Genomic DNA, 17,184 nt, shown 5'->3' with positions numbered 1-17,184 from the left:
TTACCATTCGATTGAATCAACAGATACGGGGTTAGGGTTTAGTTCGATGGACCGAACTTTGGCATCATTGATTTTAATGACTTTATCTGCCATTGGTGCTAATGCAGAATTATGGGTGATAATAATAACAGTAGTTCCAGTACGGCGTGAAGTTTCTTGCAGTAGTTTTAATACTTGTTTTCCCGTTGTATAATCCAATGCTCCTGTAGGTTCATCACATAGTAAAAGTTTAGGATTTTTCGCCAAGGCCCTTGCAATAGCCACTCTTTGCTGTTCTCCGCCAGATAATTGTGCCGGAAAATTGTCCAAACGATTACCCAGTCCCACCTGTTCGAGTGTTGTAACCACATCTAAAGAATGAGGAGAAACTTGTGAAGCTAATTCAACATTTTCCTTAGCCGTTAAGTTAGGCACTAAATTATAGAACTGAAAAACAAAACCAACTTCCGTTCTTCGATACTCCGTTAATTGGCGCTCACTATAGTTAGCAATATCTTGTCCCTCAATTAAAATTTGTCCCTCATCGGGTTGATCCATGCCTCCTAAAATGTTTAATACAGTAGATTTTCCTGCCCCACTTGGACCAAGAATAACAACCAATTCACCTTTTTCAATTTCAAAGCTAATATCATCATTAGCAACGATAACATTATCGCCTAAATGATACCGTTTCGATTCGTTTTTAACTTTTAAAAATGCCATAGGACAATCCCTTTCTATCTTTATATGACCAACGATGTAAAGCTTTCTAGTACTATAGGTTAAAACTAGAAACTAAATATGCCTTTTTTCCTATATCATCATAAGAATATTATATCATCCGCATGTATCTAATCAAACAAAGCAAATAAAGTGAAACTTCCATCAGTGGGTTTTTCCTTCCTCCCCCACTGATCGTTAGTTGAATCAATCGGACCTTTACGGACAGTTGATCTCCCACCTATCTTCCTCGTATTCTCATAAGCTTACAGTTGAGTCTTACTGTCCGTTAAGAGTGGGATAAACACGCAATACTTCTAGATAGCTTCTTCTAAGAGAAGCGTAAAACATAAGAAAACTTCCATCCGTTTTTCTTTCTCATCCCCACTATTACTGAACTCTTTTTATATAAAATAGTAATACTTCTTAAAAAGAATTAAATCTGCCTTCCGGATGAAATTCACTAATTATTTATAAACTTCAATTCCATATAAAATCAAAGCCACCCATGCTGCGGAATGTATGAGTGGCTTTGATTTAAACATGTTAGATTCTATAATTAGTTATCTATCTTACTTTTTTTCTACTGATTTCAGAGATTACCCTAAAGTAGAAATCCCCCAGATAAATTTATGATTCTTCCTTTGAAAAACCCTTTACTTTCTCTACACCTTCTAATAACTTTTTGCCAACAACATCGGCATCATCAATGTGCTGAATAATAACTTGTTTTATTTCATCAAATAGATTAGTAGTTTGACTAAACTTTTCTATTACTTCTTCGTTAGAGTTTTTTTGGTGTTCAATTTCTTCCAGTAACTTCTTCATATCTAATTGAACCTGCGTAATTATTTCCATTAATCGATTGATATGTTTTTTTGTTAGAGAACTTAACTGAATTCCTTCATCTACTAAACTGGCATTTTTTTCATTATTTTTAAAAGCATCTGTCATTTCAGTTTGAATTTGCTTAATTAAGCTTGAAATAATGCTTGTACTTTGATTAGTAGTTTCGGCAAGCTTTCTTACTTCATTTGCTACCACTACAAACCCTTTGCCATTTTCCCCTGCTCTTGCTGCTTCAATGGAAGCATTTAATGCAAGCAGATTTGTTTGTTGAGAAATTTGCTCAATCACAGACACAATATGTTCAATTTCTTTAGAACTTTCACTTAGTTTCTTCATACTTATAAACGTATTTTGAGATTGTTTCCCTAAATCATTAATTAATGTTAAAACATCCTCTACTGCCTTTTCCCCATCTGTGGATAAGCCCACCATTTCTTCGGTTGAATTCATTAGATGGTTACCATTATTTAAAATAATGTTAGAAACGTCATTTGACTGCTTGGTGCTTTTCTCCACTTTCGTAAACTCTTTTAATAACGCTTGTACCATCTCATCTAGAACATTATGCTGATCATTAACAATTTCATGTTGCTCAATGGTATTTAGTAATTCTATATGCAAATGATTTAAAAAGAGCTGAAATTTATTTTCTCTTTCATCTAATTTATTATTTAACTCTTCTATTTTCTTTTTTAAGAGATCTATTTCTTCTGTTCTTCTTGTAAGTAACTGAAACACTCGCTACACCTCATCTTTATATACTAGTGGCGATTAGCTTATCATTTCGCATCCCCACATCTTCAAATTGAATTTTGCCTCAAACAATCGTACTTCTAATCTATTTAAACATCACATTGTGCAATTTTACACAAACTATAATTTTATAGTACCAATTAATTATATAAAATACTATTATTTAGTAATAATTTCACAATGAGTATGGAGTAATTACTAGGCATTTGTTCACAAATTATTCATATAGTGAGAAATAACTATGATGATATTGACTCCCATCGAAAATGTGTATTTTCCCTATAAAAATTGGCTGGCATAAATCCGGTTCCATACCGCATTCATGCCAGCCAACTACTGTTAATTATTATTCTCCTGTCCCCATCGTATCCATGTTTTTTGACTCAAAGTCATCAAGCATTGCACGTACCTCATCTGATGACTGTGTACTCATCAATTGATTTCTCAATTCACTCGCCCCTCTAAAGCCTTTGACATAGATCTTAAAAAAGCGATGAAGAGCTTTGAAGGAACGTGTCTCTAATTCCTTTGAATATTTATCATGGAGATCAAGATGCAATCTTAAAAGATCAAGCAATTCTTTACTGCTATGATCTTTTGGTTCTTTTTCAAAGGCAAATGGATTTTTAAAAATACCGCGTCCAATCATAACTCCATCCACACCATATTGTTCAGCGAGCTTCAAGCCAGTTTGACGATCAGGAATATCCCCATTAATCGTTAAAAGTGTATCTGGTGCAATACGATCACGAAGTTTTTTAATCTCTGGAATCAATTCCCAATGCGCATCTACTTGACTCATTTCCTTTCTTGTTCGCAAATGAATAGAAAGATTAGCAATTCCCTGTTCCAATATATGTGTTAGCCAGTCCCGCCACTCTTCTATCTCTGTATAACCAAGCCTTGTTTTCACACTTACAGGTAGCCCACCCGCTTTTGCAGCTTGTACTATTTCTGCAGCCACTTCGGGACGGAGGATAAGCCCGCTTCCCTTCCCCTTGGATGCCACATTCGGTACTGGACAGCCCATATTGATATCGATGCCTTTAAACCCAAGCTCTGCCATACCAATACTCATTTGCCGAAAATATTCTGGCTTGTCTCCCCATATATGTGCAACGATTGGTTGTTCATCTTCTGTAAAAGTTAAACGTCCACGCACACTTTGGGTTCCCTCTGGATGACAATAACTTTCCGTATTTGTAAATTCGGTAAAATATACATCCGGTCTAGCTGCTTCACTGACTACATGGCGAAAAACTACATCGGTCACTTCTTCCATTGGTGCTAGTACAAAAAATGGTCGTGGCAAATCACGCCAAAAATTATCTATCATATTCAAACTCAAATCCTCTCATTATGGATATAAGGTCAACCTTCTTGATATTTAACACTTATATCATGATTAAAAGTTATATCAAGCTATCGTATACTTTGACCATTTATAAGGTGAAACTTACATCTTAGCCAAAATAGTTTAGCAATACTTCAACATCTGAATCCCATGAAATTCTCTTCAAATCAATTCCGTCTTCTATATTAAAAGGCTTTATTTCCTCTGTCAAATCAGCAAATACCTATTTTGATGATCTTAAAATAGTATAATGCTGAAAAAGGCTTTAGTGATTACATGTACATGCTTACGATTGATAGTTAAAAGCCCTTCTCAAAAGCTGAGAGGGCTTTATCTTATACCGTTATATTAATCCCAAAATTGTAGGTCTTGAATATCTAATATTAATCTTCTGACCGTATCTCGCTAATTAAACGGTAGTGAAATGGAAGAACAAAATAATAAATAACAAAGTATACCGGAACACTAAATAGTAAATTCCATTTTTTATATTCCATAAAACCAGAAGCATGGCATGTCCACTCGATGAATAAAGATATTATTAAGAAAATTACTGTTAATATAATCTTTTTTTCTCTACTAAACATATTCAAAAATAGAACTGCTAATGATGAGGGAATAAAAGTATACGTTAACATTTCTGCAAAACCAGTTACTGACGCATCTCCAAAATCCACTAAATCTAAAAACACTCCAAAAATGCTATTCGAAATCCAAGTAAGCAATCCTATTACACCGTAAGTATAATATATCTGTAACCAGTTGAGTTTTTGTTTTGGTATTAATAATACTACCAAGACTAAGATTACTGTCCATGCAATAGGACACCAAATTCCTTTGGCATGTATATCTAAATTTTTTATTATTTCATCCATAATCACACCTCTTTTTTCATAGTATTAGTTGTGTTTTACAACTCTATTCCTACGGATAAAAACCCCACTCCGAAGAGCAGGGCTTGTAAGGTAAACATCCTGATTTTTTATATTTTTCCCAATTGATTTAAGTATTTAATATAGTCTCTTCCTTTGTCATACAATGATTTAGACATAACTCTGCACATTTTTATTCAGCTGTTCTCACAAACGTTTTATAATACTTTAACAATATAAAAAGCAGTATTGGATCTACTAATATTGATAATCCTAAATTCCACCACCCGTAATTAAAGTATCCCCACGGTTCCGGCAGAAGTGTTATTACTTCATAAGCCACAATAAAAATCTCCCAATAAAGAAAATAAAATACTTTCTCTTTAATCGAGTTGTTATATGGGTACCAATTTAAAAACAAAATATTCACAGGAGGTACTAATAATGCTAAAGGAAGAAACGCGTACACATCCACGTTTGGAGTAAAATACCAATACGCTCTATATTTCAAATTAATATAAAGTTCAGACATTGTTTGAAAAGCGACGGTAAACATCCAAATATGGGCAATTTGATTTTTATTCAGTAATTTATTTACTTTAAAACATGCTATATTAAACACGAAAATTGCAAGCAATAGACCAAACATAAAAAATCCTTTTTGTTTTATCATGCGATATGTTCTTTAAAATATTCCTTGAATTCCATTGGGATTACCAAAATGGATTATTTAAAAACGCCCCTACATTTTAGTAGAGACGTAATTTAGGTATGAATTTGAACTAAGGCAGATCTACTTACAATGTCAGGAATTGGGATTGATTTTGATATTAAAACAAATTGAATGACGCTTGATTAACCACCTAGATACTACACTCAATTAATTATCTTATTTTCACTTGGGGCAGATGATATTGTAAATGGTTTAGTAGGATTTTTCACTTTTTTATGAGTAATACTAAACAAACCATGCTGACCTGCTTTCCAGGTTAAATCTTTCTCTTTTTCAAACACAAAGGTATATACATATTCTGATTCTTTGTAGCTTTCTATAAATACTAATTCTCTCTTTTTAAATACCGCAATCATATCTTGGAAAAAACTCATTTCACTATCTCCTTTAAGTCTCACAGAATCCCTCATACACGTCCTAAGGGCTACCCTATGTTTTTCTATTTCCTCCAGAAAGTTGTACAGTTTGCCTTATCTTTCATATTAAAATCAATCATTTTCTCAAGTAGTGTGTAGTCTACCGGACTTTTCCACGGAATACGTATTATCTCCTTTGTGTATTCATAGCCCGCCTTTACGATATCATCCTCTACATGAGTAATTGTTACACTTTCCGGAGCGGCGGCTAAATGCTTTTTAGATACGCTAAAGCCAATAATGTATGTGCCATGATCCGTAAACATGGGTTGATTCCATTTAATTTCTGTCTTTAAATTTGGATATTTATCTATTATCCAAGTAAGTACTTCTTCCGTTCTTTCTCTGTGGAAAGGATCATCAATCCCCGCTAAAAATTCAGCAAAAACTTCCATGTTATTCCCTCCTAAAATTAAAATTATATCGTTCAAAAGTTTGGTCTTACATTTCCTCTAACACTTTTTTAAGCTCTTCAATCTTAAATGCCCAACCATACTTCGCACCATTAAATGCCTGAACATCTTCTGTTTCAAATCCAGTTTGCTCAAGATGTAAGTAGGTAGTTCCATTCTCTTCTTTCAATGTCCATGTGACGATAGTGTCTATCGGCCCACCTACCCATGTGTAAGATAGCTTATAAGGCTTGTCTACTACCAATACTTCACTATCCACAATTAAGTCTATTTCCACATTTCGAAACTGACACTTATATCCTACAATTGGTTTAAAATTATTTACCATGACCCATTGTGCAAGTGTATCGGAATTTGTTAAAGCGTCCCATACCTTATTGATTGGACTCTTAAATTGAAAATCTAATAATAAATCTGCCATTATCTATTCCTCCAATAAATTCTTTAATAATAGCGCTCTTTCATTCCAAAACTTTTCATAAAAAGATAACCAATCTTTCACTTCCTGTAAGGGAGCTGGATTTAGTCGGTACTTTGTTTCTCTACCAATTTTACGGTTAGTAACTAAATCTGCTTCTTTAAGGATAGTCAAATGTTTCGATACAGCAGTGCGACCCATTTGAAAATGAGGAGTTAATTCGTGAAGAGGTAACTCTTCAGCACCTGCCAACAAACGTATTAATTTACGTCTTGTAGGATCTGCAATAGCTACAAAAACATCATGCTTTTGGTAAGTATTATTCAAAATCCTCCCCCCCTTATATATATCAGACACTTTTTGGTGTCCTAATTATATGACACTAAATAGTGTCTAGTCAATTTTTTTATTATTGGGGTCCTACCAACAAAAAGCGCAAAACATACGCTAAGCAAATTTCGACATAAATAAAGCCGAGTTTTCCTACGCTAAGAAAATTCGGCTTATTATTTATTGAATAAGAGGGCGCAGCGAATGTAAGCTTGCTATTTTCTTCATATCAAAGGTGTATTCCCCAAGAAAATTGATATGTTCCCATCCTAATGGCGAAATATGTTTTAGTAGATCTTCTTGAAAATCCCCTTTTTCCTTCAACAATTTTGTTGCTTCGGTAAGATATACGGTGTTCCATACACTAATAGCGTTAATTATAATATTTAAAGCGCTTGCACGTTGAAGTTGATCTTGCAGTCCTCGTTCCCGTAACTCCCCTCGTTTTCCAAAGAATAATGATCTTGCCAAGCCATTCATAGCTTCTCCTTTATTCAATCCTCGTTGAATACGCCTACGTAGAGCTTCATTAGATATGTAATCTAAAATAAAAATAGTTTTTTCGATTCTTCCCATTTCTCGTAATGCAGCAGCTAACTTGTTTTGCCTTGCATATGATCCCAATTTCCCCATAATAAGCGAACCAGACACTTTTCCTTCTCGAATCGAATGGGCTAAACGGAGCACGTCATCAAAGTTTTCCTGAATAATCTTTGTGTTAATCCGTCCACGAAGTAATTTTTCTAGGTCAGGAAAATCACTTGGCTTTTGAATTGTGTATAGTTTGGAATCAGCTAAGTCACGAAGCCTTGGCGCAAAACGAAAACCTAACAAATGACTTAATCCGAATACAGAATCTGTATAGCCGGCCGTGTCTGTGAAATGCTCTTCAATATTTAATTCTGTTTCATGATGAAGCAACCCATCGATGACATGGACAGCATCTCTTGCATTGGTATTAATGACTTTCGTATAAAACGAGGAAAATTGATCACTTGTAAACCTATAAATGGTTGCCCCTTTTCCTGTGCCGTAGTGGGGATTTGCTTCGGCATGCAACGATGAAACACCAACCTGTACTCGCATTCCGTCGGATGAAGATGTGGTGCCATCTCCCCAATAAGAAGCTAGAGCAAGTTTGTGTTGAAAATTTACCAAAGTTGCCTGTGCTCGATTTATAGCATCATCATATAATCTCCATTGTGCGGCATTGGCCATCTGATGATAAGTAACTCCAGGTGTAGCATCTGCCATTTTAGTCAATCCAATATTCGTTCCCATTGCCATAAGCGCAGCCATCAAAATGACCTTTTCTTCTCCATTTGGAGGGCGATTAGTGGAAGCATGTATTAACATTTCGTCAAAACCTGTCCAGTGCGCTACCTCCATTAAAAGATCAGTAAGCTTAATTCTCGGAAGCATATTATATAAGGATAAACTGAAAGTTCGTGCATCTTCTGGGGTATTCTTTTCCAAACGATCCACTCTAAGTTTTGCTTTTTCTATATTTATTCCTTCAAGACTATCAAGGTTATTTGAAACCCATGTAAGGCGTTCAGCTAGAGCTTTCTTTCTTTCCTCAAGGTATTCCTCTGCTGATGAACGAACTGCCAGTCTAGTTTCTTTAAGATTGGTTGTTGTCCATTCATCTTTGGGAACAAGGTACTCCTCAAAGTCTTTATGAAGCCTACTGCCGACTACAGATACGTCTCCTGAACGAATATGATTTTTTAATTCCGTAAGGGCAGCCATTTCATAATAATGTCGATTAATTGTTCCTTCCTCATCGTATACATGCTTTTGCCATCGTTTTGGGACGAAATCTAATGGAGCTCCATCTGGTACTTTTCTTTTTCCGGATTCATTCATCACGTTCAATGTTTTTAATGCACGTAATAATGGTTCTGCTGCTTTTGTAGAATGAAATTCTAATGATTTCAAAAGAGTAGAGGTATACTTTCTCAGATAAGTAAATCGATTCTCTAGCAAATCAAGGTAATCATAATCCATTGGTCGAGCTAATTTTTTCGCTTCTTCAACAGAAGTAACGATTTTATCCCAAGGCATTATCTTTTCAATGGTCCTAAATGGATCAAGCCCTTCATCTCGTGCTTGAATAAGTGCAGCCCCAATATCTGCAAAATGAACAACTTTTTCGTTAACTGCTTTTCCATTTTCTTTTTGCATTTCCTCTTGTGTTTTACGACCTTTCGATTGTAAAATCATCATTTGCCGATCATGAATTTCAATTGCTTGGTCAATTAAATCCTGACTTAGAGTTACTAGGTATGCGACAAGAATGGTATATTTCTTATTTTCTTTAAATCTGCGAAACGAATGGGGTTCATAACGTGCCCCAATGCGAGATAATTGTAGTAACCGATTAGGATGAACTTCATTTATGTTTAATGGAAGTTTCAACTCCCGAATATATTCTAAACGCTCTATTACTTTTAGAAAGGCATCCGGTGATGACTGACCCGGAAGTTCTCTCAACCATGCCAATGGGGTTTTCCTGCTTTCCGCAAAGGGATCTATAAGTTTATCCAATTTGTGTCTTTGCCACGGTGAAAGAGTAGCAGTTAAAGAGTTAAAAATCCTTTCCTCTGCTCTCCGACGGGTATCCCACACAAGTCGCTCTATTGTAGTCATTCCAGGAAGGATTATTTTTCGATTCCTAAGTTCTTCTTGAACAGTTCGAAGTAGATACATAGAATTGCCATTTTGAAGTGCATGTTTCAAAAGATACTGAGCTAACTCCCGATATGTACTTACAGAAAAATTCTGGTATCCATATACCTGTCGAATTTCTTCCATATGTTCATGCTTGGTTGGGTCACGTTGGGCATATAAAGAAAATGAATCGGGATTAGCATTTATTTGTTTTGCTATATAGTGGAGTACATAGTCTGGTATAGGTTCAACATCTGTGAGAGACCACCCTGGATAGCGCAATACACATAATTGGACAGCAAACCCTAAGCGATTATGATCTCTTCTGTGTCGTTTTATAATTTCCATATCAAATTGCGAAAAAGTATAATAGGTTTCTAGTTCTTGTTTACTCATTTCATCCGGTATTTTTACAAATTCTGCTCTTTGATCTGCTGTAAGTAATTCTTTCCCTCTTGATGCCATTTCCTCCCCATCCTTTCGTAAGCAAAGACTTACTTCTTTTCTAAATATCGATAAACAGTTGTTCGGGAAACTCCCCACATTTGAGCAATATCAGTAACGGGTGTCCCATTTGCTACCAATGTCTTCAACATTTCTAATTCCTTTTTATCTAACTTCTCCGGTCTTCCTCCTAAACGCCCTCTGGCTCTTGCAGCAGCACGACCAGCTGCTGAACGTTCTTGAATAAGATTACGTTCGAACTCAGCAAAGGCCGCAAATAGATGAAACATAAGCTGCCCTGTTGCACTAGCCTTGTCCATCGTAATGTTTTCCTGCAAGCTGTGGAAACTAATACCTCGGTCATTAAGGTCATTCACAATTTTAATTAAATGCTGCATATTTCTCCCTAATCGATCTAAGCGCCAAACTACTATCGTATCACCAGAGCGTACAAATCGAAGGGCTTCTTCCAATCCTTGTCTTTTATCTTTGGCGCCACTAATTTTATCTGTAAATATTTCTTCGCAACCATGTTCTTTAAGAGCATCCAATTGTAAATCAAGATTTTGAATGCCTGTTGAAACACGAGCATATCCTACCTTCATTAATTTCTCCCCTTATTTTTAAATTTCTCTGTTTTATCGTAACATAACTTAATGTTAGGGGTAATATCTGAACATAGATTTCTTTACAGAGTTTATGAACACATATAGTAGATAGAAAGCTATAAAACTATTTAAATTTCCCTGCGTTCAGAAATTGATGAGTTTTGGAACAAATAATAAAATGTGTGCTTTTTTAACGTTGCTCAGCAATTGGGTAAGGGAGGTAATCAGATGGTTCATCTCGAAATTGTAAGTTATGCCAGAACAACATGCCGCAAATGAATATTGACCAAAGGGATTATCTATTAAAAGGGATAAGATTGGAGGGAATAGAAAATGGATGTAAGGACACTTTTGTTACAACAATGGGCAAGCTGCTTAGATAAAGAAGACTGGTTTCCACCACTTGAAAAAGTACTAGAGAATATTACTTTGGAACAGGCAATTTGGAAACCAGTTGAAGGGGCACATTCCATTTGGGAATTAGTTTGTCATTTACTTTTCTATGAAAAGAGAATTCTGTTACGCTTTCTAGGTGAAACAGCAAATGAACCAAAGGCAGAAAATAATGACGCTACATATCGATTACCAACTGAGACCTTTCAAAATTGGAAGGAAACAAAACAAGAATACTTTTCTGTTCATCGTGAACTTGAAAAAATACTAGCAAAATCAGAACTAGAAGATTTGTATTCGTTATATATTTGCTGAATCAGCTTATGATCAGTATGAATTATTAAAAATAAGAGATGGAGTTTATGAATACATAAAAACCTATCGATCGATTGGTAAAAAAACAACATTGGTTATCTTTTTTAAACCTTCAGAAAATGAACTTCAAGCAGAGGAATACAAAAAACGATTTTGGAATGTCGTTAAATTCTTAAATGAAAACGATCCAGAACCATGGCCTCCTAATGTGCCAGAGGATCCGAATCATCCAGAATGGGAGTTTTGTTTTGGGGGAGAACCTATTTTCTTAGTTTGCCGGGCACCTTTTTATTCGGATAGGAAAAGTAGATTTACTTCTCATGGTCTTGAAATAACGATGCAGCCTCGTGGCACACTAGACGACATTACAGCAGATACGAAAAAAGGGCAACAAGTAAGGAAAATCATTCGTGAGCGATTAAAAAATTATGATATGATAGATTCACATCCTGATATTGGGGATTATGGAGACCCAACAAACAGAGAATGGAGACAATACTTACTACCTGAAACAAATGAAGAAAGCGTAGTAAGATGTCCAATTACAGGGAGAACGGTTAAATTATGAATGTTTTAAGTTATATTGTTTTAGGCCTTTCACTTTCTATACCAGTCGGACCGATTAATATAGAAATGATAAAGAGAGGAATAAAGAACGGATTCTGGCATTCATGGGCCGTTGGCTTAGGTGGGATGTCAGCTGACATTGTTTTAATGCTTTTAATATATTTTGGTGTATCTACTTATTTGACCACGCCAATGGCTCAATTGATTATGTGGATTTTTGGATTTCTAATATTAGTATACTTAGGATATGAAAGCATAAGGGATGCTTTTAAGGAAGTGACTATTTCCGATGAAGTTGAAAAAGAGACTAAATCGAAATCATTTATATCGGGATTTTTGATCGCTATATCCAATCCGTTAAATATTATTTTTTGGATTGGTATTTATGGCTCAGTTCTTACAACAACTTTAAATACCATAGGTACAGGACAAGCTTTACTTTATAGCAGTGCTATTTTTGTTGGAATTGCTGCTTGGGATTTAACTGTTGCAACATCAGTTAACTTTGGACGGAAATTTGCTAATCAGCGATTTTTAAAATGGTTATCAGTTATTGCTGGCCTAGTTTTAATAGGGTTTGGTGTAAGCTTTGGCTATAGGGCAATTAAAAGTTTACTACTTATTATGAATTAGGTACTTATTAAAATTAGAAACCACCTGATTTTTCTGGGTGGTTTTCTTCTGTATCCATTAAAGTTTATAATATCAGCAAATGTTTATTACGGGATTTGGTTACATTGCTACATAGACCCCAATTTCTCCCCTTATTATTTACCAATAATAACCATATACTTTGCGGGTGGTGTCAGCTACGCTGGTACTACCCCTACCCCTACCCTTAAAACTAAAGCCCATACTTTTGTATAAGGGTTCACCATCTTTAGAAGCATGTAACCAAATTCTTTTTACATCTCTGTTCTTACATTCTTCAATGCATTTCTCAAGTAATTGTTTAGCCAATCCTTGTTTTCTATAAGTGGGTAAGGTATACATGTTAAGTATATAAGCTTCTACACCTTGTAAATTCTCTAAATACGGAGGTCTTTTAAAAAAGGATACTCCATTTACACTTACAACTTCCTTATCATTTTTTGCTATGTAAGAAACAAAATTATGATTGGAGATTTCAGTTTTTAAATAGTTTTTGGTAGCATGTATGATCTGATTTTCTTCTTCCTCTGTTTGAATTTCATTTACCTCTTTAAGCAAAGCTACCCTTAATTTAATAATCTGGTTGATATCTGAGATTGATGCTTTATCCACGCTATATAATTTTTTCATGCTTCTTCTCCCCTTACAGAAAAATACAATTAATATTTATAATTGTACTTGCAAGCATTTACTGTGTCGAGATAATAGATAATTCTAGTTATCTTATTGATTCTTTAAATGATTTCCTATAACAGTGATTATATTAAGTTACATTGCAAATAAACAAAAGAACAGGATTAGATAGTAACTAATCCTGTTCTTTTATTAGCTTTGAGCTTTTGTGATATATGTTTTCACTGAAGGAGGTTGATATGTATTGAATTGATCTAATAAACCTTGTGGTTTTGTATCTACAAGAGCCATAGAACGATATTTTTCCTGTAGAAATTGCTCTTCTGTCATGTGATTAAATAAAGAAATAAGTGGTGTGTAATAATCATTAATATTCAACAATCCGCAAGGCTTCTGATGTAGCCCTAACTGAGCCCATGTGAAAATCTCAAAGAATTCTTCTAATGTACCTGGACCACCTGGTAATGTAATGAATCCATCTACAAGTTCGGCCATCTTGGCTTTTCTGTCGTGCATAGATTCAACAACGATAAGCTCTGACAGGTTTTTATGAGAAATTTCTCTTTCTTCAAGGAAAGTAGGCATGACACCAATGACATGTCCGCCAGCTTCTAACACAGCATCAGCCACAGCACCCATTACTCCAACACTTGCTCCACCATATACAAGCGAAATATTACGTTTAGCAAGTTCTTTTCCTAGATCCCTTGCACCTTGAATATAAAGGTCAGATGCTCCATTACTTGATCCACAAAATACAGCTATTCTTTTCATAAAGATCCCCTCCTATGTAGTCACCGTTATTGATTATACATAATAATGGATGATTTGGTAAACTTAGTTGAAGTTAAAAAAGGAAGGTGGAACCATTCAATGAACGTAACAGAATTTCAACAGTGGGTAAAGGACTACTACAAAATGAGAGGTTGGTCAGATTTAGATATCTTTATTCGAATTGGTTTTCTGGCTGAAGAAACAGGTGAAGTAGCACGAGCTATTAGGGCTTTAGAAATTGGAAGAGATCGACCAGACGAAGTAGTTGGAACTTTAGAAGAAAATAAGAAAGAATTAACGGAAGAACTAGGAGACGTGTTAGGTAACTTGATTGTTATTGCTAACAAATATGATATTTCATTAGAAGAAATATTCAGATCACATAAAGAGAAGCTTGCAGAACGTTATTCTACTAGATAAATATAGATATGATAAAAGAAGGGAAAGTGAAGTCGTTTTATGAAAATTCATGATTTCATTTATGGATCTTTTCACTTAGAACCAGTCCTAGCAGAATTAATACATACTCAGCCCCTTCAGAGGCTGAAAAAGATTCACCAAGGCGGCGCAAGTTATTTAGTAAATCCAAAGTGGAATGTAACACGATTTGAACATTCTGTAGGTGTCATGCTATTGATTAAAAAATTAGGTGGTTCTATAGAAGAACAAATAGCTGGCTTGCTGCATGATATTTCCCATACAGCTTTTTCTCATGTTATAGATTTCGTTTTAGATAATCCAGAACAGGACTTTCACGACCAAATATTTGAAAAAGTAATTCAATCGTCAGAAATACCTTCTGTTTTACAAAAGCATGGATTTAATATCTTATCTATATTGCCTATTGAGAAATGGTCCTTATTAGAACAACCTCTTCCTTCGCTGTGTGCAGATCGCATCGATTACACGCTTCGTGATTTATCTACCTATAATATGATTTCTTTAGACGATGCTTGTAAATTTGTAGATGAATTAAGAGTGGTTGACGGTAAAATTTGTTTAAAAACAATTGAGGCAGCAGAATGGTTTGTTAAAGCTTACTATACTGAGGTAGTTGACTTCTTTCTTCACCCATTAAATGTATATGGATATGCCATACTAACGGATATATTAAAGATCGCAATAGCCAAGCAGATTATTCATTTTGATGACTTATTATCAGATGATGAAACAGTTTGGAAGAAGTTAATTGACAGTAAAGACCCTGAAGTGCTAAAAAAAATGAAAGATATAAGTAAAAAGGTAATAAATGATGAGAGAAATTACGACATACACCAAAAGAAAAAGGTTCGGATTATCGATCCCTTTGTGCTGGTAGGGAACGCCCGAATGAAGAAAGCAACAGAGCTCTCCACCAAAGTAAGAGAATTAAATCAGTATGCTCTAGAAAAGTCCTTAAAAGGAACATTCCTTAGAGTTCTTAATACTTAGTAAAAAGAAAAGAGGCTGGGACAAAACCCTCCTCTGAACCGAAAAAGCCGGTGACATTTTACGACGAGTAAAATGTCACCGGCTTTGTTTATTTTTACATTAAAATAAGGACCACTTCTGATAAAATAAAGTTACCACACAAAATCTTATCGGAAAGAAGGGTCCTTATGTTTAAAAATTATAACATGAATCAAGTGGTTTTGCCTTTAGATTTAGAAATAAAATTACAAGAAAATGATATTGCCTTCGCCGTTCATCATCTCGTTGAACATATTCCAGATGAAGCCTTTGCCGGCTTCTTACAGAAAACGGGGTGTCCTGCTTACCATCCACGCATGATGATGAAAATCATTTTATGTGCCTACACACAGTCAGTTTTTTCAGGAAGAAAAATTGAAGCGCTTCTCAAAGATAGTATACGTATGATGTGGCTAGCTCAAGGTTACGAACCGAGCTATCGGACAATCAATCGATTTCGTGTTCACCCAGAAGTTCAAGTGCTTCTTCGTGAGTGCTTTGTCCAGTTTCGATGTCAACTTATTCAAGAGAACGAGATTGATAATGAAGCAATCTTCATTGATGGAACGAAGATTGAAGCAAATGCCAATAAGTTCACATTTGTCTGGCGCAAATCAATCGAAAAGTATAGTGCGAGCCTCTTGGAGAAATCAACCCAGCTGTATGACGAACTAGTAGAAAGAGAAATTATTCCACAGATCGAACGAGAAAGTTCGGACGAACTTTCTGTTGAAGAATTATCTCTAATCACTAAAAAATTAGAAGAAAAGGTTGAAGAGTTGACAAAAGAAATTGAAGCAAGTGAAGATGCCGATGAACGAAAACAACTGCGATCAAGCAGAAAAGAACCGAAGAAAGCGTATAAGCAATTTCAAGACTTTGTGAAACGTAAGTTAAAGTATGAAAAAGACATGGAGATTTTTAACGAACGGAATAGTTATTCAAAAACAGATCATGATGCCACGTTTATGCGTATGAAGGATGACTACATGAAGAATGGCCAACTGAAGGCGGGGTATAATGTGCAAATTGCGACAGAAGGTCAATATACACTTGCTTACGATGTCTTTTCAAATCCAACGGACACACGAACACTTTGTCCGTTTCTTGACGCAATTGAACATCACTACTTCGAACTCCCAAACTATATTGTCGCAGATGCGGGATATGGAAGTGAAGAGAATTACCTCGATGTGCAGAACAGAAAGCGTACGCCTCTTATCACATATAGTATGTATCGAAAAGAGAAGAAAAAACGCGTTAAGAATGACCCATTTCAGACAGCGAATTGGGATTATCATGAAGAAGATGATTCCTTTACTTGTCCCAACGGGAATAAGTTGACGTTTCGTTACAAATCGCATCGCACAGACCGTTACGGATTTACAAGGTTATTCAATGTGTACGAATGTGAAGACTGTTCAGGTTGTCCTTTTCGTTCACAATGTACGAAGGCGAAGGAAGGAAAGAACCGAAGAATCCATTATAACGAAAAGTGGGAACAACAAAAGAAAAGCATTCAACAGCTGCTTTCAGAAGAAAAAACGGGTAAAATCTACGGAAAACGTAAGATTGACGTAGAACCAGTTTTTGGATATCTGAAGGCTAATTTGCGTTTCACTCGAATGTCCGTAAGAGGCAAAGAGAACGTGAAAAACGAATTAGGGTTTGCGTTCATGGCGGTGAATGTACGAAAGTACATCGCCTCCAGCGTAAAATGTGCATAGACCAATCAAACAGATCAACAAAAAAGGGTTCTCATCATCAAAATGCGATGATGAGAACCCTTTTTCATTATTTTTGGCTAGTTATGTCCCAGCCTCTTTTTAAATGCCGATAA

General features: G+C 35.4%; 17 protein-coding genes and 2 pseudogenes. 6 read left to right on the top strand and 13 right to left on the bottom strand.

Annotation, left to right across the window (positions count from 1 at the left end):
* The 11 genes and pseudogenes from HHU08_RS03715 to HHU08_RS03665 all read right to left on the bottom strand — a co-directional run bounded on the left by HHU08_RS03715 (position 1) and on the right by HHU08_RS03665 (position 10,559).
* Positions 1-702 carry an ABC transporter ATP-binding protein gene (locus tag HHU08_RS03715; protein WP_016202208.1) on the bottom strand — a complete coding sequence of 234 codons (702 nt, stop codon included), beginning with the start codon at positions 700-702 and terminating at the stop codon, positions 1-3.
* Positions 703-1,329: 627 nt separating this feature from the next.
* A complete protein-coding gene (locus tag HHU08_RS24990) occupies positions 1,330-2,286 on the bottom strand; it encodes a methyl-accepting chemotaxis protein (protein ID WP_169187821.1) in 957 nt (318 codons plus the stop codon).
* A 361-nt stretch (positions 2,287-2,647) separates the two neighbouring features.
* Positions 2,648-3,637 (bottom strand): tRNA dihydrouridine synthase, encoded by a 990-nt coding sequence (locus tag HHU08_RS03705; RefSeq protein ID WP_016202206.1) that lies wholly within the window; start codon positions 3,635-3,637, stop codon positions 2,648-2,650.
* Positions 3,638-4,038: 401 nt separating this feature from the next.
* On the bottom strand, positions 4,039-4,530 hold the full coding sequence (locus HHU08_RS03700) for a hypothetical protein (RefSeq protein ID WP_169187820.1): 492 nt from the start codon (positions 4,528-4,530) through the stop codon (positions 4,039-4,041).
* A gap of 190 nt (positions 4,531-4,720) precedes the next feature.
* Positions 4,721-5,200, bottom strand: a complete 480-nt coding sequence (locus HHU08_RS03695; RefSeq protein WP_169187819.1) for a hypothetical protein — start codon at positions 5,198-5,200, stop codon at positions 4,721-4,723.
* A gap of 212 nt (positions 5,201-5,412) precedes the next feature.
* Positions 5,413-5,634: pseudogene (locus HHU08_RS03690) on the bottom strand (FAD-dependent oxidoreductase); the annotation flags it as partial.
* Positions 5,635-5,699: 65 nt separating this feature from the next.
* Complete coding sequence (locus HHU08_RS03685; protein ID WP_169187817.1) at positions 5,700-6,071, bottom strand: iron chaperone; 372 nt, start codon at positions 6,069-6,071, stop codon at positions 5,700-5,702.
* A gap of 46 nt (positions 6,072-6,117) precedes the next feature.
* Complete coding sequence (locus HHU08_RS03680) at positions 6,118-6,510, bottom strand: SRPBCC family protein (RefSeq protein ID WP_205835567.1); 393 nt, start codon at positions 6,508-6,510, stop codon at positions 6,118-6,120.
* Between the two features lie 3 nt (positions 6,511-6,513).
* Positions 6,514-6,834 carry an ArsR/SmtB family transcription factor gene (locus HHU08_RS03675; RefSeq protein ID WP_016202199.1) on the bottom strand — a complete coding sequence of 107 codons (321 nt, stop codon included), beginning with the start codon at positions 6,832-6,834 and terminating at the stop codon, positions 6,514-6,516.
* A 183-nt stretch (positions 6,835-7,017) separates the two neighbouring features.
* On the bottom strand, positions 7,018-9,975 hold the full coding sequence (locus HHU08_RS03670; protein ID WP_169187816.1) for a Tn3 family transposase: 2,958 nt from the start codon (positions 9,973-9,975) through the stop codon (positions 7,018-7,020).
* Between the two features lie 29 nt (positions 9,976-10,004).
* Positions 10,005-10,559, bottom strand: coding sequence for a recombinase family protein (locus HHU08_RS03665; RefSeq protein ID WP_108072856.1), 555 nt, complete (start codon positions 10,557-10,559; stop codon positions 10,005-10,007).
* Between the two features lie 336 nt (positions 10,560-10,895).
* On the opposite strand from HHU08_RS03665, the gene HHU08_RS03660 reads away from it, so the two are divergent.
* The 3 genes and pseudogenes from HHU08_RS03660 to HHU08_RS03650 all read left to right on the top strand — a co-directional run bounded on the left by HHU08_RS03660 (position 10,896) and on the right by HHU08_RS03650 (position 12,470).
* Positions 10,896-11,270, top strand: a complete 375-nt coding sequence (locus HHU08_RS03660) for a DinB family protein (RefSeq protein WP_169187815.1) — start codon at positions 10,896-10,898, stop codon at positions 11,268-11,270.
* A pseudogene (locus HHU08_RS03655) lies at positions 11,254-11,838 on the top strand (YqcI/YcgG family protein); the annotation flags it as partial. The gene HHU08_RS03660 and the pseudogene HHU08_RS03655, both read left to right, overlap by 17 nt.
* Entirely contained in the window at positions 11,835-12,470 is a 636-nt protein-coding gene (locus HHU08_RS03650; protein WP_066235756.1) for a LysE family translocator, read from the top strand. The pseudogene HHU08_RS03655 and the gene HHU08_RS03650, both read left to right, overlap by 4 nt.
* Positions 12,471-12,608: 138 nt before the next feature.
* Here the strand turns inward: HHU08_RS03650 and HHU08_RS03645 are convergent, their stop codons facing one another.
* Together HHU08_RS03645 and HHU08_RS03640 are read right to left on the bottom strand one after the other, a co-directional pair.
* Entirely contained in the window at positions 12,609-13,118 is a 510-nt protein-coding gene (locus HHU08_RS03645) for a GNAT family N-acetyltransferase (protein WP_169187814.1), read from the bottom strand.
* Between the two features lie 195 nt (positions 13,119-13,313).
* A complete protein-coding gene (locus HHU08_RS03640; RefSeq protein ID WP_025911950.1) occupies positions 13,314-13,895 on the bottom strand; it encodes an LOG family protein in 582 nt (193 codons plus the stop codon).
* Between the two features lie 99 nt (positions 13,896-13,994).
* On the opposite strand from HHU08_RS03640, the gene HHU08_RS03635 reads away from it, so the two are divergent.
* The 3 genes from HHU08_RS03635 (at position 13,995) to HHU08_RS03625 (ending at position 17,071) form a co-directional block, all read left to right on the top strand.
* Entirely contained in the window at positions 13,995-14,315 is a 321-nt protein-coding gene (locus tag HHU08_RS03635; protein ID WP_025911952.1) for a MazG nucleotide pyrophosphohydrolase domain-containing protein, read from the top strand.
* Positions 14,316-14,354: 39 nt separating this feature from the next.
* The gene (locus tag HHU08_RS03630) at positions 14,355-15,326 is read left to right on the top strand and encodes an HD domain-containing protein (protein WP_025911953.1); all 972 of its coding nucleotides are present in this window, start codon (positions 14,355-14,357) and stop codon (positions 15,324-15,326) included.
* 167 nt (positions 15,327-15,493) lie between these two features.
* On the top strand, positions 15,494-17,071 hold the full coding sequence (locus HHU08_RS03625) for an IS1182 family transposase (protein WP_169187813.1): 1,578 nt from the start codon (positions 15,494-15,496) through the stop codon (positions 17,069-17,071).
* Positions 17,072-17,184: the final 113 nt, after the last annotated feature.

The organism is Niallia alba, from assembly GCF_012933555.1.
GTDB lineage: Bacteria > Bacillota > Bacilli > Bacillales > Cytobacillaceae > Niallia > Niallia alba.
Note: the sequence above shows the minus strand (reverse complement) of the source record. Positions and strands in the feature narration are given on the sequence as shown.